The sequence below is a fragment of the Paenibacillus sp. BC26 genome, from assembly GCF_900116125.1.
Lineage (GTDB): Bacteria > Bacillota > Bacilli > Paenibacillales > Paenibacillaceae > Paenibacillus_Z > Paenibacillus_Z lignilyticus.
This window is the reverse complement of record NZ_FPAD01000001.1, coordinates 1,235,558-1,259,797: the sequence shown is the minus strand read 5'-3', so window position 1 is coordinate 1,259,797 and position 24,240 is coordinate 1,235,558. Positions and strand designations below refer to the sequence as shown.

Annotated in this window: 27 protein-coding genes; all 27 read right to left on the bottom strand. The window is 51.7% G+C overall.

The features are described 5' to 3' along the window. Positions 1–17: 17 nt before the first annotated feature. Entirely contained in the window at positions 18–647 is a 630-nt protein-coding gene (gene ruvA / locus BM412_RS05260) for a Holliday junction branch migration protein RuvA (protein WP_091214845.1), read from the bottom strand. Beyond that, complete coding sequence (gene ruvC, locus BM412_RS05255; RefSeq protein ID WP_091214843.1) at positions 644–1,147, bottom strand: crossover junction endodeoxyribonuclease RuvC; 504 nt, start codon at positions 1,145–1,147, stop codon at positions 644–646. The genes ruvA and ruvC overlap by 4 nt, the downstream gene beginning before the upstream one ends. A 203-nt stretch (positions 1,148–1,350) precedes the next feature. Next, on the bottom strand, positions 1,351–1,977 hold the full coding sequence (locus tag BM412_RS05250; protein ID WP_091214840.1) for a BofC C-terminal domain-containing protein: 627 nt from the start codon (positions 1,975–1,977) through the stop codon (positions 1,351–1,353). A 180-nt stretch (positions 1,978–2,157) separates the two neighbouring features. Continuing rightward, positions 2,158–3,903: a LysM peptidoglycan-binding domain-containing protein gene (locus tag BM412_RS32315; RefSeq protein WP_091214838.1), complete on the bottom strand. Its 1,746-nt coding sequence runs from the start codon at positions 3,901–3,903 to the stop codon at positions 2,158–2,160. Between the two features lie 206 nt (positions 3,904–4,109). Next, on the bottom strand, positions 4,110–4,985 hold the full coding sequence (gene pheA, locus BM412_RS05240) for a prephenate dehydratase (RefSeq protein ID WP_091214835.1): 876 nt from the start codon (positions 4,983–4,985) through the stop codon (positions 4,110–4,112). After that, the gene (gene thrB / locus BM412_RS05235) at positions 4,982–5,959 is read right to left on the bottom strand and encodes a homoserine kinase (protein WP_091214832.1); all 978 of its coding nucleotides are present in this window, start codon (positions 5,957–5,959) and stop codon (positions 4,982–4,984) included. Before thrB ends, pheA begins: the two co-directional genes overlap by 4 nt. Then, on the bottom strand, positions 5,956–7,029 hold the full coding sequence (gene thrC / locus BM412_RS05230) for a threonine synthase (RefSeq protein ID WP_091214829.1): 1,074 nt from the start codon (positions 7,027–7,029) through the stop codon (positions 5,956–5,958). The genes thrB and thrC overlap by 4 nt, the downstream gene beginning before the upstream one ends. 31 nt (positions 7,030–7,060) lie before the next feature. Then, the gene (locus BM412_RS05225) at positions 7,061–8,347 is read right to left on the bottom strand and encodes a homoserine dehydrogenase (RefSeq protein WP_091214827.1); all 1,287 of its coding nucleotides are present in this window, start codon (positions 8,345–8,347) and stop codon (positions 7,061–7,063) included. A 35-nt stretch (positions 8,348–8,382) separates the two neighbouring features. Further along, positions 8,383–8,820, bottom strand: coding sequence for an ACT domain-containing protein (locus tag BM412_RS05220; protein WP_090983085.1), 438 nt, complete (start codon positions 8,818–8,820; stop codon positions 8,383–8,385). Between the two features lie 192 nt (positions 8,821–9,012). Next, entirely contained in the window at positions 9,013–10,341 is a 1,329-nt protein-coding gene (gene obgE / locus BM412_RS05215) for a GTPase ObgE (RefSeq protein ID WP_091214823.1), read from the bottom strand. A gap of 14 nt (positions 10,342–10,355) precedes the next feature. Next, positions 10,356–11,093 carry a Spo0B domain-containing protein gene (locus tag BM412_RS05210; RefSeq protein ID WP_091214820.1) on the bottom strand — a complete coding sequence of 246 codons (738 nt, stop codon included), beginning with the start codon at positions 11,091–11,093 and terminating at the stop codon, positions 10,356–10,358. A 135-nt stretch (positions 11,094–11,228) separates the two neighbouring features. Then, on the bottom strand, positions 11,229–11,534 hold the full coding sequence (gene rpmA / locus BM412_RS05205; protein WP_090983078.1) for a 50S ribosomal protein L27: 306 nt from the start codon (positions 11,532–11,534) through the stop codon (positions 11,229–11,231). A gap of 14 nt (positions 11,535–11,548) precedes the next feature. Beyond that, entirely contained in the window at positions 11,549–11,890 is a 342-nt protein-coding gene (locus BM412_RS05200; RefSeq protein ID WP_091214817.1) for a ribosomal-processing cysteine protease Prp, read from the bottom strand. An 11-nt stretch (positions 11,891–11,901) separates the two neighbouring features. Further along, positions 11,902–12,213, bottom strand: coding sequence for a 50S ribosomal protein L21 (gene rplU, locus BM412_RS05195; protein WP_091214815.1), 312 nt, complete (start codon positions 12,211–12,213; stop codon positions 11,902–11,904). Between the two features lie 219 nt (positions 12,214–12,432). Beyond that, the gene (locus BM412_RS05190) at positions 12,433–13,632 is read right to left on the bottom strand and encodes an Rne/Rng family ribonuclease (RefSeq protein WP_091214812.1); all 1,200 of its coding nucleotides are present in this window, start codon (positions 13,630–13,632) and stop codon (positions 12,433–12,435) included. Between the two features lie 41 nt (positions 13,633–13,673). Then, on the bottom strand, positions 13,674–14,561 hold the full coding sequence (locus BM412_RS05185; RefSeq protein WP_091214809.1) for a M50 family metallopeptidase: 888 nt from the start codon (positions 14,559–14,561) through the stop codon (positions 13,674–13,676). Further along, positions 14,554–15,519, bottom strand: a complete 966-nt coding sequence (locus BM412_RS05180) for a M23 family metallopeptidase (RefSeq protein ID WP_091214806.1) — start codon at positions 15,517–15,519, stop codon at positions 14,554–14,556. Before BM412_RS05180 ends, BM412_RS05185 begins: the two co-directional genes overlap by 8 nt. A 107-nt stretch (positions 15,520–15,626) precedes the next feature. Beyond that, on the bottom strand, positions 15,627–16,775 hold the full coding sequence (locus BM412_RS05175; RefSeq protein WP_091214803.1) for an FtsW/RodA/SpoVE family cell cycle protein: 1,149 nt from the start codon (positions 16,773–16,775) through the stop codon (positions 15,627–15,629). Positions 16,776–16,782: 7 nt separating this feature from the next. Then, positions 16,783–17,574: a septum site-determining protein MinD gene (gene minD, locus BM412_RS05170; RefSeq protein ID WP_091214800.1), complete on the bottom strand. Its 792-nt coding sequence runs from the start codon at positions 17,572–17,574 to the stop codon at positions 16,783–16,785. 83 nt (positions 17,575–17,657) lie between these two features. Beyond that, complete coding sequence (locus tag BM412_RS05165; protein ID WP_256256349.1) at positions 17,658–18,317, bottom strand: septum site-determining protein MinC; 660 nt, start codon at positions 18,315–18,317, stop codon at positions 17,658–17,660. A gap of 64 nt (positions 18,318–18,381) precedes the next feature. Continuing rightward, complete coding sequence (gene mreD / locus BM412_RS05160; protein ID WP_091214795.1) at positions 18,382–18,909, bottom strand: rod shape-determining protein MreD; 528 nt, start codon at positions 18,907–18,909, stop codon at positions 18,382–18,384. Beyond that, the gene (mreC, locus tag BM412_RS05155) at positions 18,906–19,754 is read right to left on the bottom strand and encodes a rod shape-determining protein MreC (protein ID WP_256256123.1); all 849 of its coding nucleotides are present in this window, start codon (positions 19,752–19,754) and stop codon (positions 18,906–18,908) included. Before mreC ends, mreD begins: the two co-directional genes overlap by 4 nt. 133 nt (positions 19,755–19,887) lie before the next feature. Further along, positions 19,888–20,922, bottom strand: a complete 1,035-nt coding sequence (locus BM412_RS05150) for a rod shape-determining protein (RefSeq protein WP_091214793.1) — start codon at positions 20,920–20,922, stop codon at positions 19,888–19,890. Between the two features lie 43 nt (positions 20,923–20,965). Continuing rightward, a complete protein-coding gene (gene radC / locus BM412_RS05145; protein ID WP_091214790.1) occupies positions 20,966–21,661 on the bottom strand; it encodes a RadC family protein in 696 nt (231 codons plus the stop codon). Between the two features lie 32 nt (positions 21,662–21,693). After that, positions 21,694–22,320 (bottom strand): Maf family protein, encoded by a 627-nt coding sequence (locus BM412_RS05140; RefSeq protein WP_091214787.1) that lies wholly within the window; start codon positions 22,318–22,320, stop codon positions 21,694–21,696. A 35-nt stretch (positions 22,321–22,355) separates the two neighbouring features. Continuing rightward, entirely contained in the window at positions 22,356–22,628 is a 273-nt protein-coding gene (locus BM412_RS05135; RefSeq protein WP_371264720.1) for a DUF4321 domain-containing protein, read from the bottom strand. 32 nt (positions 22,629–22,660) lie between these two features. Beyond that, positions 22,661–24,106: an SPOR domain-containing protein gene (locus tag BM412_RS05130; protein WP_091214784.1), complete on the bottom strand. Its 1,446-nt coding sequence runs from the start codon at positions 24,104–24,106 to the stop codon at positions 22,661–22,663. Positions 24,107–24,240: the final 134 nt, after the last annotated feature.

Sequence of the window (24,240 nt, the reverse complement as noted above, 5' to 3'; positions counted from 1 at the left end):
ACGCGTACCCCTCTCTGCTAGCCTTTAAACAATTGCTGCAATGCCCGTTTCATCAGGGCATCCACGGATTCATCGGCTGCCGCATGATCCTTCATGCCCTGCCATGCGCGATCCAGCTCTGCTGCCGTATAGCCGAGCGTCGTAAGCGCTTCGCGTGCTTCCTTCCAGTTCTGATTGCCGAACAACGTTCCGCTGTCCGCGCCATCATCGAGTACAACGCTTGCCGCCGCGAAGCTGAAGCCTCCCGGTATTGCATCAAGCTTATCCTTCAAGTCAAGAACCATCCGCTGCGCCGTCTTCTTGCCAATGCCGGGCAGCTTGGTCAGAAACGTCAAATTCTCCTGCTGGATGGCAGCCGCGATCGTCTCCGGCTTACCGCCTGCCAGTATGCCGAGCGCGACGCGCGGTCCAATGCCTGACACTTCAAGCAGCTTGCGGAACATCGCCTGTTCCTCGCGGGTAGCGAATCCGAAGAGCAGCGTCGCGTCTTCCCGAACATGATGATGGGTGTAGATGGTCACTGCATCATCGCTCTTGGCAAACGCATACGGGTTTGGCGTAAACACCTGGTAGCCGATATCTCGCACATCTACTACAACAAACTCTGTATCCAAATGGACGACGCGTCCTCGTACATAATCGATCATTTCCGGTTCACCCCGTTAATTTTATCCGTCAGAACGGAAGAATGGGCGTGGCAAATGGCCACCGCAAGCGCATCCGCTACGTCATCCGGCTTGGGTATCGCGCTCAGCTTCAGGAACATCCGCACCATCTCCTGTACCTGTCGCTTCTCCGCTTTGCCATATCCGACAACCGCCTGCTTCACCTGCAAAGGGGTATATTCCGTCACAGGCAATCCCCGCTGGGCCGCTGCCAAAATCATCACGCCGCGTGCTTGACCGACAGAAAAAGCCGTTGTCACGTTCTTATTGAAAAACAGCTTCTCTACAGCGACGGTATCCGGTTTGTAGCGATCCATCAGCGCACAAGTAGATTCATAGACCTGCTTAAGACGCTCCTCTTGAGGCGTATGCGCTTCGGTTTGAATACAGCCGTATTGGACGGGAACCAGCTTACTCCCGATTTTGTCGATGAAACCAAATCCAACGATCGCAATCCCTGGATCTATCCCTAAAACACGCAAGCCTCTTCTCTCCCCATGCCAAAAAATAGTATGTTCAAAAATTGGCTTCCATCTATTATAGCAAATGATAGGCATGATGAGAACACGCGTTTTGTCTTTCGGGCAAGCTCCTTACCAATATAAAAGACGAACGCTGCGCGCGTCCGTCTCTCCACTGTTTGAATATTGGGCTTAGCTGGTATTGTTATTGGTATGACCTGCAGCTAGAAGTCTCGTTTCATTACTTTCTCGGTCCGATCGACTGCATAATCGCTGAATGTGGACAACACGCTGTTGTACTCGTCTTTGTCCGTTATCCGAATCCCGTTCACGAGCTCCTCGATCCGTTCCTTCGGCAAGCTGCTCTCCATGTAGTTGACATCCAGTTGAAAAAAGGTTCGCAGCACCTTTTCTTTCTTCGGCGAACCGTCGAATAACGTTAAGTTGCCTGCTTTGTCCATACTGATATAGCCGTTATGCTTGCAGGATTCCGACAAATCATCGATACGCTGCTCCATTACGACCGCTGATTCCGTATCAAGCACAGCCGTCCACTCCGGATGCTCTTTGAGTAACCTAAGCGCTTCCCTGGATGTCATCTGTCCTAGCGTGCTCTTCTCCTCACCGCATAAGAAAATACGATGAAGCTTGACGGTCACCTGCTCTGAAGGTGAGGCCAGCACGTCGATAACGCTTCTTGAAGGAGGATGCCCCTGCTTCATGGCTTGTACGGAACGAACGCTTGTAAGTGACAGTAAGGTCACAGCAAGCAGGCAGCCTAATTGCCACATTGGCCGTCGATTCCGGAGCAGCTTTTTTTTGATTTTCTTCCAGAGGCTGAATTCCATCATCGGGAACTCCCCTTTTTACCTTTTTTGTTAGTCTCTCACCTCGGCTGGAGAATTATGCACATTTTGCTCGAATATGTAGAAAAGGCTGCTACACCCGCCACATCACGTCACAAAAATAAGCCCGGCATCATCCGCGCATTTCTCCATGCGAGGACGGCCGGACTTATTTAGCGACATCGTTTAGCGATTAATCCACGGTAAACTTCCGCGGCGTTTCGGTTTCACGGTGCGCGTTTGACGAACGACAACCTTTTTGGCCGGTTTACGCGGGGAGGCCGATTTGCTCGGGGATACATTCAGTGTATCCTCTTCTTCGAACTGATCGACTTCATCCTCGCGTTTCTCATGGCAGCCGCAGTTGCAATTTTTCTTGCCTGTTGAAGCTCCTGCTACGACAGGCGCCATTTGACCGCCGCCCATGTAGCCGTAACCGCCTTGCGGGCCCATATTGGCCGGAGATACCATCGATGGATCGTAGTAGCCGTAGCCGCCTTGCGGACCCATATTAGCCGGGGATACCATCGATGGATCGTAGTAACCGTAGCCGCCTTGCGGACCCATTTCGGCAGGGGATACCATCGACGGATCATAGTAACCATAGCCGCCTTGCGGGCCCATGTTAGCCGGGGATACCATCGACGGATCATGGTAACCATAGCCGCCTTGCGGACCCATGTTAGCCGGGGATACCATCGACGGATCGAAGCCGTAGCCGCCTTGCGGACCCATGTTAGCCGGGGATACCATCGACGGATCGAAGCCGTAGCCGCCTTGCGGACCCATTTCGGCAGGGGATACCGCCTGTGGACCCCAACCGTAGCTCGGAGCTCCCCATGGCAATGTTACGGGCGGACACCATTCCATGTCTTCTGCAGGACTAACTGCAGATGGATAGCCATATCCGCCTTGCGGACCCATCTCGGCAGGGGATACCGCTGACGGATAACCGTAGCCGCCCCCCATCGATGCAGGGGATACCGCTGACGGATATCCATAGCCGCCTCCCATCGATGCCGGAGATACAGCTGAAGGATAGCCGTAGCCGCTTCCCATCGACGCCGGAGATACGGCTGTCGGCTGCCCATAGCCGCCCCCCATCGATACCGGAGATACGGCAGTCGGCTGCCCATAGCCGCCTCCCATCGATGCCGGAGATACGGCAGTCGGCTGCCCATAGCCGCCTCCCATCGATGCCGGAGATACCGCTTCTGGCATTTTCGGCATATCATAGAGCGACATGACCTCGGTAGCCGGAACGCCGTATTGTTTGAATAAGTCAACATGCTGCTCATAAGAGTTGTAAACCGGATATTTCTTTTCTGCGACCGGCATGATTTCCGGCAACGGCATCGGCATTGGAGCCGGCTCCGGCATCGGCGTCGGAGCAACTTGCTCCGGTACCGGCGTAGGCATCGGTACCGGCATCGTGTTCGGCTTTTGCCCAGTCGATTTCTTGCCGCCGAGCAAGGAAGGCGCAGTCGACATCTTGCCCATCAGGCCTTGAACGCCTTGCATCACCGAGGAAGGGTGGAGCGGATGATGACCTGATCCCGAATTCTCGTTTACGCTTTGCATGTGCGTTTCATGCATAGGATGTGCTGCGCCTGGCTTAGGTATATTTACAACTTCGCCGGTCAGCAGCACGTTTGGATTTTTCAGCTGCGGATTGGCTTTAATCATATCACTGAGCGGGATTCCCCATGCTTTGGAGAGCTTCCACAATGTATCCCCCTGCTGAACAACATGCTGGTGCATAAAGTCCGTATTTCCCGTATGGGAAGCAGGTACTTTGATCTTCATTCCGACGTCAATCATGTCCGGATTGGTGATAGCAGGATTCAGTTTAATGATTTCTTCCTGCGACACATTATACTTCTGGGCAATGAGGTATAGTGTATCGCCTTTTTTGACAATATGAATTTTCACCCGTCAAAAACCTCCTGTCACGTTTGTACGCCTTGGGCAGACGTGGTAAACGCCCGTTATCAATCCCTACATCCTATGCATGAGATGGGCGAGTGTCACCCTTCCTTACAAAAAAAAGTTAAAGCCCCGCCTCCATTACACGAGGCAGAGCTTTAACTTTCCGAACGGACCAACCACGCATGAACATGTCCATGACACCTTTACGACTACTCAGACGCGGTATATTTGAAGCTTGGATAACTTCCTAGGACGCGGACTTGACAGCCAATCGCTTCGATTTCAGCAATTGCGGACGGCAGCAGAACCGTATCCAGCGACATATCGATGTCGATCAGGAAATAATAATTGCCAAGCTGCTTCTTCGTTGGACGGGATTCAATCCGCGAAAGGTTGATGCGGCGCCAAGAGAACGCCGAGAGCACCTGATGCAGCGCACCCGGATAGTCCTCCGGCATCGTAATGAGGATGCTCGTCTTATGGGACTGCGAATCACGAAGCGTAAACGGCTCAGATCCCACCAACAAGAAACGAGTAAAGTTGTTGTCATGGTCAGTTACCGCTGTCTCCAGAACGGCGAGTTCATTATCGGCAGCGGCAGACACTTGTCCGATAGCCGCCCAGCCGCGGCCGGGGTTATCGCGCACAATGCGCACAGCTTCCGAAGTACTGCCGACATGCTCAAGCTCCGCATGAGGGATATGCTTCTTCAGATACTGCGTACATTGCGCCATTGCCACCGGATGGCTGAGCACCTTAACGATCCTGTCGTAAGCAAGCTCGCCGTCAGTCGTAAGCTCATTCGCTTCGCCGATCAAGTTCTGAATGGAAGGGTATACCCACTCCGCTTGAATCGGCAGGTTTACTTCATCCACGATCCAATCGGTATGCAGGCCAACGGAACCATCGATTGTATTCTCAATCGGAATGATAGAGTAGGTTGTCTTGCCTTCCGCTGTGGAGAGAAACACATCTGCAATCATGCGATGATAGGAATAGTGAATATCGGCACCATGGCCGTTCAATAAGTACCGTGCTGCTTCGTCTGATGTTGAGCCTTTCGTCAAACATGCTACGCTAATCATGCCCTGACTTCTCCTTTAATCCGTTCCATGAATAATTGCTCCAGCTGCTTGCTGCTCACCGTGATCTCAGGACCTTCCGCACAAGGCTTCAGCCACATCGTTTGCGCCTGAATGCCATGTTTACCAAGGGTTTCACCGAGAAATGCTTCCAGCTCCGCCTTGCGCGGGCTGTTCTTGTGAACGAGCGTAAGCAGCGTTGGACCCGCTCCGCTAAGCGCCACGCCTAAAGCACCGTGCTCCGTAGCTTGATCCAGAATTTCCTCCATACCCGGAACCAATGCGGCCCGGTAAGGTTGGTGAAGGCGATCACGCATCGCGAAAGCGATCAAATCCAGATTGCCGCTTGCGAATGCCGCCACGAGCAGCGAGCTGCTGCCTACATTAAAGACGGCATCTTTCATTGAAATTTGAGTTGGAAGTGCATGGCGTGCCTTCTCTGTCGATAACTGGAACGACGGAATGGCTACCAGCACGTCCAAATCGGCATGCGGTTCTATCCGAACCTTCTCCGCACGCGATCCGTCCCATGCCGAGACGACAATCCCGCCGAACAAGGATGCACCGACATTATCCGGATGGCCTTCAAGTTCGCTGGCGATCTGAAACAAGGCATCGTCGCTAAGCGGGTTGCCGATTAACGCATTCGCGCAAGTTAACGCCCCGATGATGGCGGATGCACTGCTGCCAAGACCGCGAGTAAGCGGAATGTCGCTGTACATCGCGATATGCAGCTCCGGCACTTCCACTCCCGCTGCCTCAAACACCTGCTGCGCAACTTTATAGATCAAATTGGATTTATCGGTTGGAATGCCCTCCAGCCCGTCTCCATGCAATTCAATAACCGTGCTTCCATCACTTGGGATCGTCATTTCGATCCAAGTGTAAAGCGACAACGCCATTCCCAGCGTGTCAAAACCCGGACCGAGATTCGCCGTGCTGGCCGGGACCTTTACCATCACCCGGCGGTTCATCATTTTGCCGCACCCTCAAGCTGACGGATCGCGTTCATAACCGCTTCTTCGTTGTCTTCTACCACGATAGGCTCGGCTTGTACACTCTTAATGGCGATGTTAGGATCCTTCAAGCCATGGCCCGTTAATACGCAAACTACCGTTTCGCCGCCTTTAAACTGCCCTTCGCGCTTCAGCTTCAGTACGCCGGCAATGGATGCAGCCGATGCGGGCTCCGCAAAGATACCTTCGCGGCGTGCGATCAGCTTGTACGCATCCAGAATTTCTTCATCCGTCACATAGTTGATTTGGCCTTGGGACTCTTCCGCTGCAGCCACAGCTGTTTTCCAGCTTGCCGGGTTACCGATCCGGATAGCTGTTGCAATGGTTTCCGGTTCCGCGATCGGCTCGCCCTTCACGATTGCCATAGCGCCTTCCGCTTCGAAGCCGACCATCTTCGGCAGCGAAGAAATTTTGCCATGTGCGTGCAGCTCCTTGAAGCCTTTCCAGTACGCCGAAATATTGCCCGCGTTTCCAACCGGAATCGCCAAGTAGTCAGGCGCTTCGCCTCCAAGCTGGTCCACAACTTCAAATGCAGCCGTCTTCTGGCCTTCAATCCGATATGGGTTGACGGAGTTCACGAGCGTAATCGGGTGCTTCGCCGTAATTTCGCGAACGATTTCAAGCGCACGGTCGAAGTTACCGTTGATCGCGATAACTTTTGCACCGTAGATAATCGCCTGAGCCAGCTTGCCAAGCGCGATATTGTTATTCGGGATCAGCACGATGCAGTTCAAACCGCCGCGCGCCGCATAAGCGGCAGCCGCTGCCGAAGTGTTGCCTGTAGACGCGCACATAATTGTTGTGCTGCCTTCTTCCATCGCTTTCGCAACCGCCATAACCATGCCGCGGTCTTTGAACGAACCTGTCGGGTTCAAGCCTTCATATTTGAAGAACAGGTTCAAGCCAAGCTCCTTGGACAGGTTCTCTGCGCGTACAAGAGGCGTATTGCCTTCTTGAAGAGTCAGCATCGGTGTGTTTTCGTTGACGGGCAGAAATTCTTTATACGTTTCGAGCAAGCCTAGATATCTCATGGAAATAGGACTCCTTTATGTGAAATAATATTTAGCCTTCTACGCGGTACACACTCTTAATGGCTTTCACGACTTCCATGCCTTCCAGCGCTTGAAGCACTTTCTTCGCAGCAGCTTTGTTCGCATCATGCGTAATGATGATGATTTCCGCTTCCGGGATATTCGGGTTCGGCTGTTGGAGCACGGACTCGAGGCTCACTTCGTATTCGGCAAAAGCTTGCGTAATGCGCGCAAGGACACCTGCACGGTCATCCACATGGAGCAGCATAAAATATTTCGAAGCGATTTGCTCGTCGGTTTTGAGTTTCTTCTCTTTATAAGCAAGCTTCTCTTGTTTACCGTTCACACCAAGCTTCAGGTTCTTCACTACAGCGACAAGATCCGCTACTACGGAAGTGGCAGTCGGCAGCTCGCCTGCGCCTGCTCCGTAGAACATCGTTTCGCCTACTGCTTCGCCATATACATAGACAGCGTTGAAGACGCCGTTAACCGATGCGATCGGATGAGAAAGCTTGACCATCGTTGGCTGCACGCTGACACTGATATAGTCGTCCTGACGCTCAGCAATGCCAAGCAGCTTCACTTCGTAGCCAAGACGCTTCGCGTACAGGATATCTTCCTTTGTAATCGAGGAAATCCCTTTTACATCCACGTCTTCGAGTGCAACGTTAGCGCGGAAGCCAAGTGTCGCAAGAATGGTCATTTTACGAGCAGCATCCAAACCTTCAACATCCGAAGTCGGATCGGACTCGGCATATCCGAGATCCTGTGCTTCCTTCAGCACATCGCCGTAAGCTGCGCCTTCTTTGCTCATTTTGGTAAGGATATAGTTTGTAGTACCGTTTACGATACCCATAATCTTCGTAATCCGATCGGACGAGAAGCCTTCCACCAGTGTACGAATGATGGGAATCCCGCCGGCAACGCTTGCCTCGTAGAGGACGTCACAGCCGTTCTCTTGCGCTTTGGCCAGAATTTCCGGTCCGTGCAAGGCCATCAAATCTTTGTTCGCTGTAACGATATGCTTGCCGCGCGACAACGCTTCAAGAATGTAGTTCTTCGTAAGTTCAATGCCGCCCATAACTTCAACGATGACATCGATATCCGGATTATAGATGATTTCCCAAACGTCCTCTGTCAGCTTCTCCGTAGAAACGCTGATGGAACGGGCTTTGTTTTTGTTTTGCACGAGCACTTTCTCAATGACGATCGGGGAACCCACTTGGCTTTCCAAATCGGATTGATGTCCTTCCACGATGCGTACCACACCTGTACCGACTGTTCCCAGCCCTAGCAAACCTACTCTGATCGGCTTCATTGTTCTGTTATCCTCCAATTCAACTCTCGAATTCTCTATCCTTGCCCAATAATCGTTGCTTTGCGTACACCGTCATGCTTACGGATGCCGTCGATTAGTTCTGACAGAGCTCCGTTCATCATCGAGGTATCTACGGAAATAATGACATTGGCAAGACCTTGCAGCGGGATGGTTTGGTGAATCGTAAGGACATTTCCTTCCGTACCGGCTACTAGGCCAAGCACTTTGGAGAGGACGCCCGACCGGTGGTCGAGATCCATGGAAATGGTTACGATCGCTTCCCGTTTCAATTGATTCTGTGTGTAGACGCCGTCTTTATATTTGTAGAAGGCGCTTCGACTTAAGCCTACCCGTTCCGTCGCTTCATGAACGGTGGCGGCTTCGCCGCGCCGGAGCATCTCTTTCACTTGGATCGTCTTCACGATCGCTTCCGGCAACATGTCCTCGCGGACGACAAAATATCGTTCTTCCACTTGCCGTCCTCCCTCAAGAGACATTTGTTCTTCCATAGAGGACATTATATCGAATAATGGCGAATGCGGCAATAGGCAATCGAGAAACACAACATTCTCATTATACCTATTTTATCCTTGGAATGAACAAAAAACTGCCGCAGCATGTCTGCATGTTCATGCACAGACACCGCCGCAGCAGTTTCACTTTATTTATTCGTGATAGGAGAAATCGCTGCCCTCGAAGAACTCGAACGTATAGTCGCCGATTCGAACGATATCGCCGTCTTTCGCACCGATCTTACGAAGCTCCGCGTCAACGCCCATCTTACGCATCGTACGTGCAAAACGCATAATCGCATCGTAGGAATTGTTGAGGTTAACCCGCTTCATGAATTTCTCGATCGTGGCACTTTCCACGTAGAAGCCTTCGTTCTCTTTGCCTACTTTGAACGAACGATCTTCTTCTTGCTCGAGCGTGTACACTTTGCGCTCGGCTACATCCTTCACTTCCTCGATCAAGCGGGTATCCGGAACGGTTGCCAGCAAATCGGCAGCCTTATACAGCAGCTCTTGAACCCCTTGCTTTGTAAGAGAGGACATCGCAACCAATTGATGTTTCTCGGCGTCGCCGCTTGCTTCAAGCTGTTCACGGAACAAAGCAAGCTGTTCCTCTGCATCCGGCATATCCATCTTGTTCGCCACAATAATTTGCGGGCGTTCCGCCAGAATCGGATTGTACATCTCGAGCTCTTGGTTGATCTTCACCCAGTCATCGTAAGGATCGCGCCCCTCCGACCCGGACATATCAAGAATGTGCAAAATAATTCTCGTACGCTCGACATGCCGCAGAAAATCATGACCGAGACCGACGCCTTCACTTGCGCCTTCAATCAGTCCCGGAAGATCCGCCATCACGAAGCTGCGTCCATCACCAACATCTACTACGCCAAGGTTCGGCGACAGTGTCGTAAAGTGATAAGCACCGATCTTCGGCGTTGCAGCCGAAACAACCGATAGCAGCGTCGATTTCCCTACGCTCGGGAAGCCCACAAGCCCAATGTCCGCCATTACTTTAAGCTCAAGCGTAATGGTGCGCTCTTGGCCTTCCTCGCCGTTCTCGCAGAAATCCGGAGCCGGATTGGCTGCCGTCGCGAAACGGCAGTTGCCGCGTCCGCCGCGTCCGCCCTTGGCCACAATGATTTCCGAGCCGTGCTGCGTCATATCCGCGATAATGGCTTCGGTTTCGTCATCAATGATGACCGTCCCCGGCGGGATACGAACGATCATGTGCTCCGCGTTAGCGCCGTGCATCGTTTTCACTTTGCCGCGCTCGCCTCGCTCGCCTTTGAAATGCCGCTGGTAGCGGAAATCCATCAGGGTACGTAGCCCTTCGTCTACGCGGAAAATAACGTCGCCGCCTCTTCCGCCGTCACCGCCGGCCGGTCCGCCGTTCGGTACGTATTTCTCCCGGCGATAGGAAACGATTCCGTTTCCTCCGTCGCCGCCTTTTACGAATATCTTTGCTTTGTCGACAAACATGTCCTAGCCTCCGTTTATTTCCCAAGCTGCGCTTGCAGCATGACACTTGCTGATTGCAGGCCATTCTCCGCCAGCTTAAGCGGTGATTTATCAAGCGCCCGCTTGCATTTCATCTTCCAATCATCCATCTCTTTAATGATACCTTCACAGTGGAACGATACGCTTAGCTGCTGCTCGTCCCGCGAAATCCGTACAACGAGCCGCTCAGCATCACCCGTGCCGGGTCTGATGGCGAATCGATAGGCATTGATAATGCCGACGATCGATTCCGCCGCAAGCTCGCCGTCAAGCGGCAGCTCCGCCAAATTCACATCACCGTCAATCTCCACATCAATTACCAATGAGTGCGATATCGTGCGAAACGACTGTATAAACAAGACAAGCGACGGAATTCCGAGCTTCGCGATCTTGCTCTCCGTTAACATCCGTTCTCTTATCTGTTCCACGTACTGAACGGTCTTATCCGCTTTGCCCATTCGAATATATCCGTATATGACCTGCAGATCATTCATCCAATCATGGCGATGATGATTCAGCGTTCGAATGGATGCTTGCTGCATCGCAGAAGCAGCCCTTGCCATTCGCGATTCTTGTTCCCTTCGTTCCGTAAGAACCCAGAACGCAGCTACAAGGACAAGCCAGACTATAAACACAGCCAGCAGCCAGAGTTCCGCCGGCCAAATGAAAACAGCAGCAGCAGGAACCAAAAGGGATGCAGCCGCAAATTGTTTGGTCATTCCGATGCGATTCATAAGCCGAGCCTACTTTCCTGTTCTTTCCTAGCCTTAAACAGTATATCACGAGAAAGTAGAAAGATCATCTTTGGTTATCGCTTTGTTCATAAAAAAAAGAAAACCCCGGTCTGCATGCAGACCAGGGATCTTTCACTATTCTGCTGCCGCTACCGGAGCAAGTGTAACTGGGTAAACGCTGACTTTCTTACGATCGCGTCCCCAACGCTCATATTTCACAACGCCTTCCACTTTCGCGAATAGCGTGTCGTCTTTACCGATGCCAACATTGTTGCCCGGGTGAACTTTCGTTCCGCGTTGACGAACTAGGATGCTGCCAGCAGTTACCGTTTGACCGTCAGCGCGTTTAGCGCCAAGACGTTTGGATTGGCTGTCACGTCCGTTCTTCGTGGAACCTACACCTTTCTTCGAAGCGAAAAGCTGAAGATTCAGTTTCAACATGGATGTTCCCTCCTTTATTCCCGAAATTGTTGACGAATATCAACATACTTCCCGTACGAGGCTGCAATGGAATTCAGCATGACGATCATACCCTCCAGCAGCAGCTGAGCTTTCTCGTTAGAGCTCGCATCACTCGTTACCGGAATATCTGATCGGAGCCAGCCGCTCTTCATGGAAGCAGGGAGAGCAAGTCCCGCCAACTCCTCAATCGCGTTCACCGTGCCGACCGAAACGGCCGATACGCCAGCACAGACAATATCTTTGCCCGGCTTTGCAAACTTGGCATGTCCTTCTATTGCAAACGCTACGATCCGTGTATTAACGGCGGATTGCCGTTCAATGGTGACCGTAATCATAATTTAACCTCTTAAGCTTGGATTTTGCCAATCGTTACTTTGGAGTACGGCTGACGGTGACCTTGCTTACGGCGGTAGTTTTTCTTCGCTTTGTATTTATAAACGATGATTTTTTGACCTCTGCCGTGTTTTTCGACTTTAGCTGTTACAGTAGCGCCGGAAACAACCGGAGCGCCAGTTACTAGCTCGTCGCCTTTAGAAACAGCCAAGACGCGGTCAAACGTTACCTCTTCACCTTCAAAAGCATTCAGCTTCTCAAGAAATAGAACGTCGCCCTCTTGAACTTTGTACTGTTTTCCACCAGTTTCAATAATCGCAAACATATGTTGCACCTCCTTATATCGAAGACTCGCCTGATTCAGGTGCCGACCTCAGAAGGTCGAGCTTAGAAACCTGTTCTGCGCGGTATTTGACTGCAGATCAGATATCCTCTGCAGACACCATAACATAATAGCACATCCAAACGCCCAATGGCAATTCCTTTTTTATAAAATCATTCACATGCACGAATGATGGCTGCGTGGTAGCGGAAGATTCGTTATCTAAATGACGGGTGAAGTTGTTTGCTCCCGTACCTTCTTGCGGGTAATTTCGAGCAAACCGAGCCTTGTCCAGCCGACTACCTGGCATTTGGTTCGATCAGCGCGAACGAGCCGCTCAAGCAGCTGCATCACTTCGTCCCGATGTTCTTCTTTCTCCATGTCGATAAAATCCACGATAATGATGCCGCCGACATCTCGAATCCGCAGCAGCCGGGCGATCTGCTCCGCCGCTTCCAGATTCGTGCGAAAGACCGTGTCTTCTAAATTGCTCGTTCCGACGAATTTACCAGTGTTAACGTCGATTACCGTTAGAGCTTCCGTCTGATCCCAAACCAAATCACCGCCGCAGCCTAAGCGAACACGCCGCTCAAACGCTTCATGCAGCTGCTCATTGATTCGATAATGCTGAAACAGTCCCGCTTGCCCTTGTTTCTCGAACAGCCGCAGCCTTGGCAGCATCGCCGGTGCCATTTGCTTCATAAGCGCCTCCGTTTGGAGGTAGGCCGTTCGATCATCGATCCATAGCTCGTCCATCTCCACTGTCAGCAAATCCCGCACCAGTCGGTGAACGAGATCGGCTTCGCGATGGAGCAATGCCGGCGCGGATGAGGACTTCCCTCGCGCCTCGATACCTTGCCACAGTTCCCGCAAGAACTGCACATCGTGCTGAAGTGAATCGCTGCTCTCGCCGATTGCCGCGGTGCGCATAATGACGCCTTCTCCGGGTAATCGAATCTGTTCGCCAATGCCTCGCATTCGGAGGCGCTCCGCTTCTCCGATCACCTTCTTAGAGACGCCTATGTAATCGGCAGCAGGCATATAAACGAGAAATCTGCCTGGCAGCGAATAATGCGTCGTAACGCGGGCGCCTTTGCCGCCGAGCGGCTCCTTCATTACTTGAACAATCAGCTCTTGGCCGGCAGTAAGCAATTGATTAATTTGCGGTTTTTCCTTACTCTGCCGTTCCAGGTGAGGATGCAGCACGTCGTCGATGTATAGAAATGCATTCTTCGTCAGCCCAATATCAACGAATGCGGCCTGCATCCCCGGAAGCACGTTAATGACCTTGCCTTTGTAGACACTGCCCACTAATTGACCGGCATCTTCGTTCTTTTCCATATAAAATTCGTGTAATCGGTTATTGTCCACAACGGCAATTTGCAGCCAATCCTTCTGCTTGTGTACCAGCATTCTTCTCATCTTTCGACCTCCCGTCCAGTCGGTCTTTACTGATACTTATATTACATGAAAAGCTCCAAGACTGCACGGTCAGCCTTCCCATCTTCAAGAAAACCGTTCACGATTCGCTGCTCCGGCACGACACCGAGAATATCCCCTTTATCCTCCATAATGACGATTAAGTGATAGCTGTCCCGCTTGAACAGCTGTAATGTGCTTTGAACCGTATATCCCCTCGGAATAATGATGGGCATCGCCCATCCCCCTCTCGCAACGATTCGCGACGAGGCCATAGCCCTTGTCGTTAAGAACCGCAGAAACAAATAGGGGATATTCCGATAGGCTGTCCAATTTGTGAGCAGCAAAAACAACCCGACCGCGAACAAATTCATGTGAATATGGACGGCATTTCTCTCCACCAGAGCGGGGACAAAGGCATACAGCAGCATGATGCAGCTAAAGAGCAAGCTGACACGCCCGCCCCAGATAAGCGTCCCATAGAAAGTAAGCGCACGGCTAAGTGCCGCTTGCATCAGCTTCCCTCCATCCAGCGGCAGGATCGGCAGCAAATTAAACAGGCCAATCATGACGTTAGCTTGCCATACATAGTCCGCCCATTCATGACTCCATATCCCAAGCTGGCCTAAGAGCCAGGCAACGGCGGCCATCCATACATTCTGGAGCGGCCCTGCTATGGCGACGATGGCTTCTTCTTTAGCCGGCACGCCGCTGCCCTCTTCGACCTCCGCTACGCCGCCAAACGGCAGCAGCTTGACTTCTCGAATTCTCCAGCCGAAACCTTTTGCCATCATAACGTGGCCAAGCTCATGAACCAGTACGATCGCAAATAAGGTCAGCAGCTCAACAAAATACCCGGTCACTACGGAGGCGAGCATGACCAGCACGAAGAGCGGATGAACGGACCAGCGGATGCCGCCAAGTTTAATCAATCGGGACGACGTCCGCTGGATCGACGTACTGGCCTTTTTCCTTCACGGCGAAATACAACAGGCTTTGCTGGCCTTCCTCCGCTACCGGCAGCTTGCCTATCGTTTTTCCCGCTTCGATCCAATCGTTCACGGCTACACGGACTAATCCCAGATGACCGTAGACCGATACTCGATCATTGGCATGCTGCACAACTACCGTTTCGCCCATTTCATCATCTTTAGATACGACAAGCACCCTGCCTGTCTCTACGGCAAGGACCTCTTGGCCCGGCTCACCCGCCAGCTCAATCCCACTTAGTGTTTCCGCAAACGTTCTGACCACGGTACCGGAATGGAGCGGAGACACGATGGGAAGATCGACAGCGCCTTCGGCCAATTCGGACTCCTCGCCATTATGGTCGCCGAACAAGGGGATGAAGGACGGCGCACCTGCAAACCAATCCTTGTACAATGCGGCAGCAGCATCGAAATTCATTTCCTCCGTCAGCGCAGACGTCACCACTTGCTGTCCTTGCTTGGCAGCAGGTACATCCAGCTTGAAGAGCGCAAACACGATAATGAATATAGCCCCGGCAATAGCCGTTTGGATGAACAACCCTCGGACGATGAATCGAAAATCTCGCGGTGGCGGCGCTTGCGGTCCCCCTTGCTTACTCGCTTTCACATCTTTGCTTGGCAAAGGCGCAATCCTCCAACCAGCGCTTTCCCATGGATTCGGGTTCGCCTTCCACAATCGCTCCGGATCATCTTCCAGATCTCGCTGTACAGATGAGGAAATGGAAGCTGTCTTCATTGGGGAATTGGCTTGAGGTTCGGCAGGACCTGACAAGGGTACCAGATGAGCCTGAGCTTGGGGCTGCTGCATAGCCTGTTTAAGCGGAAGTGTGCTGTTGTTATGTTCCATGATCCGGCGGATACGCTCTTGTCTGCGCTCGCGGATACTTTTTTTCGTATCCATACTAATCCCTCCATCTCTAATCGCTAATATATATGAGCATGTGGGACTAGTTATGTTGTGACGCGCCGGTAAACGGCAAAAAGCCGCCAAGCTGGTTGCTTGAGCGGCTAAGTGGCCATTTCGTATTTCTCTTGATGCGCCTTCACGCTGAATACAAGACCGATACAAAGCATATTGAGCAGCAATGAAGTACCGCCATAGCTGATGAATGGCAGCGTAATGCCGGTTATCGGCATAAGGCCGATCATCATGCCGATGTTCTGGAAGACTTGAAAGACGTACATCGAGACGATCCCAATTACGATGAAAGAGCCCTTCAAGTCATAACACTGGAATGCAATGATGATCATGCGGTATATCAGCAAGAAGTAGAGCATGAGCACGACGGCGGCTCCTTGAAACCCGAATTCCTCACCGATAACGACAAAGATCGCATCCGAATACGGATAAGGAATAAACTTGCGGTTCTTCGACTCGCCTTTCATATAACCATCGCCCGTTAATCCTCCGGAACCGATCGCAATCTTCGCCTTCTGGGCTTGATAGACTTCTTTCTCGGAGGCTGTTTCGGGATTAATGAATCCGTTAATACGCTCGTACCAGTGGGTCTTCTGGTGTTCTTGCAAATAGTCGTGGATTTGTTTGTTATACGCATTGAACAGAAACATGAATAGGATTAGCGAGCCTACCGTTATCCCCAGACCAAGCAAAACATGCGTATATTTGACATTCCCGATCCATAGCATGCCAAGGACGATAACCAGATAGATGATGGCATTACCCAGATCCGGTTGAATCATGACCAAAGCGAAGGGGATAAAAGAGAAGAACGCAATGACCAGCAAATCCTGACGGACCCGCAGTGCATCTCCGTTCCTTCTGCCCATGAGGTAAGCGACCGTGATGATCAGAATGATCTTGACCATCTCGGCAGGCTGGAACTGGAGCCCTCCGGGCAGCTCGAACCAGCTCTTGGCACCGTTAATCTCAACGGCCGTGAAGTAAACGACAACCAGCAATACAATCCCCAGGCCGTAAAGAAACATCCATGCTTTCAGAAACACGCGGTAATCGAACAAAGTGGCTACTAACGCTACGAAAAATCCCAATCCGTAAAATATGACCGTTTTCACGTCGTAATTGGCGTAATCGGGATTCCCGTAAGTTGCGCTGTGTACCAGCATCGTACTGACTACCATGAGTGCCAGCAGAATGATCAGCATGCCAAGGTCAACCTTCTTCAGTTTGTTTAGCACCTAGCAATCATCCTATTCCAAGAAACTTGCGGAACCGCTTAATGACGCCCGATTTCTCCTCGAGCGGCATCAGCGGCACCATATCGCCGAGCATACGGCGCGAAATATTCCGGTAAGCAATCGCAGCGCGTGAGGAAGGATCCATCACCGTTGGCTCGCCTGCATTCGCCGAACGAATCACCTTCTCGTCATCCGGTACGATCCCCAGCAAATCAATAGCCAGCACTTGGCAGATTTCATCGATATCGAGCATCTCGCCGCTGCGCACCATATTGGCGCGAATGCGATTGATGACCAGTCTTGCAGGCACATGAATCTGCTCCAGCAAGCCAATAACACGGTCCGCATCGCGAACAGCCGCATTCTCCGGAGTCGTCACGACGATGGCACGGTCAGCACCTGCCACTGCATTGCGGAAGCCTTGCTCGATCCCCGCAGGGCAATCGATAATGACATAATCGAAGTCTTTCTTCAGCTCAAGAATCATATCCCGAACTTGTTCCGGAGTCACATCTGATTTATCTTTCGTCTGGGCAGCCGGGAGCATATAGAGCTCCTCGAACCGTTTATCTTTCACCAGCGCTTGATTCAGACGGCAGCGTCCTTCCGCTACGTCGATCAAGTCATAAATAATCCGGTTCTCCAGCCCCATGACGACATCTAAATTGCGCAGGCCGATGTCGGTGTCGACCATGCAAACTTTTTTCCCCAATAACGCAAGCGCCGTTCCAATATTCGCTGAGGTCGTCGTCTTGCCAACGCCGCCTTTACCCGATGTGATTACGATCGCTTCTCCCATGACTCAACTCTCCCCGCTCCAGCCATTGGTACTGCTGCTATACAGACCTGCTGCAAAATGATTTCCCGCTATTGCTGCGCTAGCTAGGCTCGAAACACGACCGGCAGCTTTCGCAGCCGCTGCAGCTGTGTCATTTTGTCGATTTTCATGACGCCTTCGCTTAAATACGCAAACTCCATCGTTGCATCACCGGTCATCCACTCATCCGGCGGTCGACTGATGACTTCGCTGATACGAAGCTGTGTCGGCCGAAGCAGCGATGCCGCGATAATCGAATCTTCTTTCCCTTTGTAGCCGGCATGTGCCAAGCCCCGAAGAGCGCCGAGCACATAAATATCACCTGTACACAGCAGCGAGCCGCCCGGGTTCAAATCCCCCATAAGCAGCAAGTTGCCGTCATGCTCAAGTGTCTGGCCGGAACGGATAATACCCGTCAATACCTTTAAATTGTTTCCGTCTTCCACCTTCGGCTCCGGGCGGGCTTCGCTTTCAATCGACTGCACAAGCAAATTGCCCTGATTCCGGATGGCCGTTCGAATTCGTTCCTTGTCTTCCTCATTCACTTGCCGGGTGCCGAGCTTCACTTGAACGTGAACAATGGGACCTGTCAGCAGCTGTTGGTGCGACTTTTCCAATTTGAATTGCAGCTCATCCAGCAACGCGGAAAAATCACATGTGTCGTCAAGAAGGAAAATCAGACCATCTTTGACGCCTTTGATCGTAATATGCTGCTTCTCGGCCACGCTCGTCTTCACCCCTTCTCTATACGATTCTTGCACGGATGCGTATTTTCCTGCCTGGCATTCGCTATTCTTCTTCCTCTTCCGACTTGGCATTGCTGCCCGTTCGTTCAAACCATCGCCTTGCCGGGACATAAATCACTAATGCAAACAGAATTTGCAGAAAAACGCTCGGAATGATGTGATGAGATACAGCCCATTCAAACGTCTGATCGGTCAACCGGAACACGCGATAGATGAAATATACAATGGTATCGTAGGCAAGAGTGGACATGCAGATCATGAGCAGCGCCATCAGCAAGGTGCTTCTTTTGCGCTCCAGAAGAAAACCGGTCATATAACCGACCAGTCCCATAGAGAATGAGTGAACCCCGAGAATCCGGCCGTAAAAGGCCAAATCCTGCAGAAGTCCAAACGCCAATCCAAGGATAAGCGCCGTATGTCTGCCGCGATATAATCCGGCAAAGAGTACAAACGCTAATGTGAAATGAGGGATGATCCGTCCTACCATACTATCAGGCAGCAGCCAGTAGAACCATGTACCTTCGACAAGGAAGAACAGCAGAATGACGGCAACGATACGCTGCATACTCATTCTGCGTTCTCTCCAGTCTCGGGCAATTGTACGACAAACACTTCCGTTAAATGGTCAAAATCCGCAGCCGGCGTAATCGTGGCCGTGTACGTTAAACCGAAGTCACCGACTTGGCTGGAATCGACCGTACCGATAACCATCCCCCGGGGGAATACATTGCCCTGTCCCGAAGTAATGATGGTATCGCCTTTAGTGAGCGGATCATGCTCGGAAATTTTGGACATGGACAGCTTGCCTGTGTCGGAATGATAGTTATCCACGATCCCGAAGGAATCTTTCTCTTTGCCAAGCACAGTTGCGGCGATCGCCTTCGTATCCGGTGAAGTTTCACTTAACTTCGTAATCGGCATCACCGATGAGAAGAAAGGATCTACGCGATTGACAAGGCCGACGAGGCCTTTGTCTGTAACGACCACCATGTTTATCTTGATGCCGTCCTTGGAGCCCAAATTGATGCGGATTGTCTCCGAGTAGGGATCGTTGCCAACGGCAACAACCTGCGCGATCAAATACTTATAGTTATACAGCTGCTTCTGCCGTTCCGTAAAGTTCAGCATTTCCTGCAGCTCTTTGTTCTTGGCTTCTACAAAATTATACTTAATGCTGTCCCTTGCATAAGCAGCGGCCGCAATGCGCAGCTCCTCGTTCTCCTTGTAGATGGCGTGCAGGTTGGATAAATCCTTGAACAGCTCGGCCACATAGCCGGCTGGTCGATACATCCATTCCTGCAAGAATGCCGTGGAATCGAGCGAGAAGTTTTCCGGCCATGTCAGCTTCTTCCGGTCACCGATGGAGAAGCCCATGACGGCCACGAATAGGATAAACACGATCATCAATACAAACATCCGCTTATTACGCATCCAATTAAACAACTTCTCTTCACCCGCCCATTCCACGCTCAATGCTCAGGCGACTCTGTGGTTCGTACAAACCAAACAAAGTCGCTCATCCGTTTCCCCTTAGAAAGCTATCCGGATATTATCGCTTCGAACGAGAAACCGGGCCTCCACGTGTCTTGAACAGCTCAATATTGTCCAGTGCGCGGCCGGTACCGATCGCAACACAGTCCAGCGGATTCTCTGCCACTATAACAGGCATGCCCGTTTCGCGGGAAAGCAGCTTGTCCAAGTTCTTCAGCAGCGCGCCGCCGCCCGTAAGGACAATACCGCGGTCCATAATATCCGCAGACAATTCCGGCGGACATTTCTCAAGCGTAACCTTAACTGCATCTACAATTGCATTAACCGTATCGGACAGCGCTTCGCAAATTTCCTCCGAAGAGATCGGCAATGTTTTCGGTAGTCCGGACACGAGGTCACGGCCGCGAATTTCGATCGTTTCCTGACGGTCCAGGGACAGTGCGGAGCCGATCTCCATCTTCAGCTGCTCGGCTGTACGCTCACCGATCATAAGGTTGTACATCCGTTTGATGTACTGCATAATCGCCTCGTCCATCTCGTCGCCTGCGATACGGATCGAACGGCTCGTTACGATGCCGCCAAGCGAAATAACGGCTACTTCCGTCGTACCGCCGCCGATATCGACAACCATGCTGCCTGTCGGCTCCCATACCGGAAGATCAGCGCCGATCGCTGCCGCAAACGGTTCTTCAATGGTGAAGGCTTCACGCGCGCCTGCTTGAACCGTCGCATCTTTAACCGCACGCTGTTCTACCGCTGTAATACCGGAAGGTACGCATACCATTACGTTCGGATGGCGAGGAAACAGAGAACGCTGCTTCTGTGCTTGACGGATAAAATATTTAATCATCGTTGACGTTGTTTCGAAGTCTGCGATAACGCCGTCCTTCATCGGACGAATCGCGCGAATGTTGCCGGGTGTACGGCCAATCATCTTCTTGGCATGCTCACCTACAGCTTCGATAGTTTTCGAATCCGTACGTATCGCGACTACGGAAGGCTCTCTTACCACAATGCCTTTGCCTTTCACATATACCAGCGTATTCGCTGTACCAAGGTCAATACCTAAATCTTTTGTGAATCCACCAAACATGTTTAATCTTCCTTTCTTCCTTAAGACAATACTTCTTATTATATTACATATGGCCTTGCTCCTTCAAACTTATAAAGCGATTGTCACCTATTACCAAATGATCGAGTACATCAATTCCGACAAGCTCTCCGGCTTCTATGAGACGCTGTGTCAGCGCTATGTCTTCCGAGCTCGGCGTGGGATCGCCGCTTGGATGGTTATGTACGCAAATGAGAGAGGCACTGCTGCATTTAATCGCGGCCCGAAATACTTCCCGCGGATGCACCAGTGTCGCATTCAGTGTTCCGATCGACAACGTTTCTTTTAAAATAACCTGATTCTTCGTATTTAAAAACAAACAGACGAAATGTTCCTGTTTCAAATAGCGAAGCTCCTCCATTAGGAGGTTCGCCGCATCCGCAGGCTTTCGAATTGTCGGCAGCTCTCCCTGCTGGCTTCTGGCAATGCGGCGGCCAAGCTCGATGCCGGCTCGCAGCTGAACGGCTTTCGCCGGACCGATGCCGCGAATCTTGGTCATCTCGGCCACGCTCATATCGACAAGTCCGTGCAGGCTGCCGCATTGACCGAGTATACGGGATGCGAGCAGCAATGCGGATTCCCGCTTGGTGCCGGTACGAATTAAGATCGCGAGCAGCTCGGCATGGCTTAATGCTTCCGCCCCAACGGCCATCATCCGCTCTCTTGGCCGATCGGTGGTCGGAATATCCTTCAGTACGTAGGGTTCTCGTTGCGATTCCATCTCTGTTCCCTGCCTTCCCGCGAACTGATCGGTCAAATAACCTCGATATGAAATTCAGCCAGCATGTCCGACAGCAGAGATAGAGAAAGTCCTACCACGTTAAAATAGCAGCCATCGATGCGGTCAACAAGTGTTGCGCCAAGTCCCTGTATGCCATAACTGCCGGCCTTGTCCATTGGCTCGCCGGAAGCGACATAACGTTTGATTTGATCATTATGCATAGATTTCATCATTACCCGCGTCATGCGATGATGAACCAGCTCTCTTCCTGAAGAGGTATCAACCAGAGCAATTCCTGTATATACTTCATGCTCCCGGCCCTGCAGTTCGGTCAGCATACGGATCGCATCCTGTTCGTCCACCGGTTTGCCGAGCACTCGTCCATCGAGTACGACGATTGTATCCGCACCGATTACGAGCGAATGGGAGGCATCGTCGTCTTGCAGCATCTCCGCTGACGCTCGTGCTTTACGCAGGCCAAGCTGCTCGACGATTTGGGCCGGCAGCCAATCTGTTGGGGTACTTTCATCGGTATCGCTTGACAAAATGAGAACCGGCAAGGAAAGGTCAAGAGCTGCGACCAATTCCCGCCGGCGAGGAGATGATGAAGCCAGCACAAGCCGGCGAACGTTCGATGAACTTGTAGGGGGTACAATCATGGATGCAGCGCTCCTTAACGCGTTGTGTCGGTTCCCTATAGCTTGCGGTAGATCCATATTGCTGCGATCAGTCCGATAATGCTTAAGAGACTAATCTCAATCCGCAGCGTAAACGAGTAGCTCAGAACGAGTAAATCCGCAGCCGGCGACCATACGACAGGTGACGTTTTGGTTAGGAAAGCCAGTCCCGGCACCTGAGACAACCAGCGGGAAACAAGTGCGCCCGTGAGCAGCCCGATCAGTATGAAAAGCAGCAAAACCCAGAAGTTTTTCTTCATCTTCCAACGTCCCTCGCCATATTTTGACACGTATACTTTATTATACGCGCCACGGGAACGCTTTACAATGCATCCATCGATTCAAACCAGGCTTTCTCCGCGAACACGGCTTTCATGAGAGAAGCCTGCATCGACCATAGGTAAGCGTCGGATGGTTTCTTCGTATATTCATCAGCAGCCACAGCCGCCGTGTTAATCAATTGGGTTAATTTCTGCAGCGACGACTTGTTCACTTTATCGGTTAAACCCGCTGCAAGCGCATTAGCCGAAGTAATCCACTGCTGGTGCAGCTCTTTCCAGTCTCCCGCATCGTTCGTCGTGCCGCTCAGCCGCTCTACCGTGAGGCGATTCAAGCTTGCGATCAGTCCGTTCGTTTGCTCGAAGAAATCTTCCACCGCGGCAGCGTCACCTTTGAATGCAATGCTGGTCACCGCGGGAAGATCGATTTGCTTGACATATACCTCCATGTTCGTCAGCAAATGTCCAAGCATCTGTGCTTCATCCCGATCCGGCGACATACCTACATAGACCCGATAGTCCTCTTGGGTTGTAAGTGGCGCGGCTGCCAGCCCTTTGGCGGCAAGCTCATCGACCGCGGCATTCAAACCTTCTTGATTGCTGAATACGCCGTACTGAAGCATATAATAGGAGCTCTCCGGAATGTTTACTTTAATCATCGATTGAGCTGCCGAAGAGCCGCTTCCGCTTCCGTTATCGACCGTACTGTTGCTGTTAGTCGCTCCTGCGGGAGATGGTTCGTTGACCTTATCGTTTGCAGCGGCGCTACCGCTTGGACCGTCAGTTGATTCTGCCCCATCTGTTATAGAGCCGCTAACGGAAGCCCCCGGCTGATTCACGGAGCTATCCGATCCAAACGAGCCGTTACCCGTAAACAACGCCAACACAAAGTACCCGAATAACGCGCCTGTCGCAATCGCTCCGGTTACCGAAGCAAACACCTTAAACCATGAAGGCCCTTTGGATGGCCGTTGATTCGATCCGCTCATATAAGAGCCGAACGAGGTGCGGGCTTGCATTTGCAGCTCGCTCCGTCTTCGTTCGCGCTCTTCCATTTCCTCGTCGAGAATCGGATACATATCAATCACATTTGGGTTCGCTTGGATCCGTTTACGCGGTTCCTCATATTCATCGCCCAGCAGAATCGTTTCCGCCTGTTCCATATGCGGTGGCAGCTGCTCTTGCGCGGCATCGTATAATGGATCGTCATGCTTCTTCGTCCGTGCCGACTCGTTCGAGCTCGGTTTGCGCGTTTTCGGACCGTCAGCTTTCTGTCCGTCCGCTTCACGAATGAGCTGCTCCAAGGCATGGGCATCATTTTGAAAAGGGCTGTTCCATGATCCTATTTCGGACGTGAATTTCATTTCCTCTTGAAAGAAAGGGATGACATTCGCGGAATTCCTCTGTTCTTGCTTCTGTTCCGGTTTCTGCTCTACCCGAGCACCGCTCTGCGTATCGAAACGGTACGTAATGCGTCCTTTAGCACTCATCGCATTCTCTCCTTGTCCACATACTCTAGTAACAGTCTATGAAAAAGTTAAGAGGAATATGACCCCCTCTCTATGCGCTGCGAGGTCGGACCGTCTGCATTCCTTGACCGGTATATTCCTTCTAAGGTATATTC

Coding starts and splice junctions, on each gene's coding strand:
- BM412_RS05200 (WP_091214817.1), bottom strand. CDS start 11,890: ATGATTACGGTCACCATTGAACGGCAATCCGCCGTTAATACACGGATC.
- BM412_RS05150 (WP_091214793.1), bottom strand. CDS start 20,922: ATGTTTGGTGGATTCACAAAAGATTTAGGTATTGACCTTGGTACAGCG.
- ruvA (WP_091214845.1), bottom strand. CDS start 647: ATGATCGATTATGTACGAGGACGCGTCGTCCATTTGGATACAGAGTTT.
- thrC (WP_091214829.1), bottom strand. CDS start 7,029: ATGAGATATCTAGGCTTGCTCGAAACGTATAAAGAATTTCTGCCCGTC.
- rpmA (WP_090983078.1), bottom strand. CDS start 11,534: ATGTTGAAACTGAATCTTCAGCTTTTCGCTTCGAAGAAAGGTGTAGGT.
- BM412_RS05225 (WP_091214827.1), bottom strand. CDS start 8,347: ATGAAGCCGATCAGAGTAGGTTTGCTAGGGCTGGGAACAGTCGGTACA.
- BM412_RS05180 (WP_091214806.1), bottom strand. CDS start 15,519: ATGGATACGAAAAAAAGTATCCGCGAGCGCAGACAAGAGCGTATCCGC.
- BM412_RS05250 (WP_091214840.1), bottom strand. CDS start 1,977: ATGATGGAATTCAGCCTCTGGAAGAAAATCAAAAAAAAGCTGCTCCGG.
- thrB (WP_091214832.1), bottom strand. CDS start 5,959: ATGATGAACCGCCGGGTGATGGTAAAGGTCCCGGCCAGCACGGCGAAT.
- minD (WP_091214800.1), bottom strand. CDS start 17,574: ATGGGAGAAGCGATCGTAATCACATCGGGTAAAGGCGGCGTTGGCAAG.
- BM412_RS05140 (WP_091214787.1), bottom strand. CDS start 22,320: ATGATTGTACCCCCTACAAGTTCATCGAACGTTCGCCGGCTTGTGCTG.
- obgE (WP_091214823.1), bottom strand. CDS start 10,341: ATGTTTGTCGACAAAGCAAAGATATTCGTAAAAGGCGGCGACGGAGGA.
- BM412_RS05130 (WP_091214784.1), bottom strand. CDS start 24,106: ATGAGTGCTAAAGGACGCATTACGTACCGTTTCGATACGCAGAGCGGT.
- mreD (WP_091214795.1), bottom strand. CDS start 18,909: ATGAGTATGCAGCGTATCGTTGCCGTCATTCTGCTGTTCTTCCTTGTC.
- mreC (WP_256256123.1), bottom strand. CDS start 19,754: ATGTTTGTATTGATGATCGTGTTTATCCTATTCGTGGCCGTCATGGGC.
- BM412_RS05210 (WP_091214820.1), bottom strand. CDS start 11,093: ATGAATCGCATCGGAATGACCAAACAATTTGCGGCTGCATCCCTTTTG.
- pheA (WP_091214835.1), bottom strand. CDS start 4,985: ATGATTAGCGTAGCATGTTTGACGAAAGGCTCAACATCAGACGAAGCA.
- BM412_RS05190 (WP_091214812.1), bottom strand. CDS start 13,632: ATGAGAAGAATGCTGGTACACAAGCAGAAGGATTGGCTGCAAATTGCC.
- rplU (WP_091214815.1), bottom strand. CDS start 12,213: ATGTTTGCGATTATTGAAACTGGTGGAAAACAGTACAAAGTTCAAGAG.
- radC (WP_091214790.1), bottom strand. CDS start 21,661: ATGGAATCGCAACGAGAACCCTACGTACTGAAGGATATTCCGACCACC.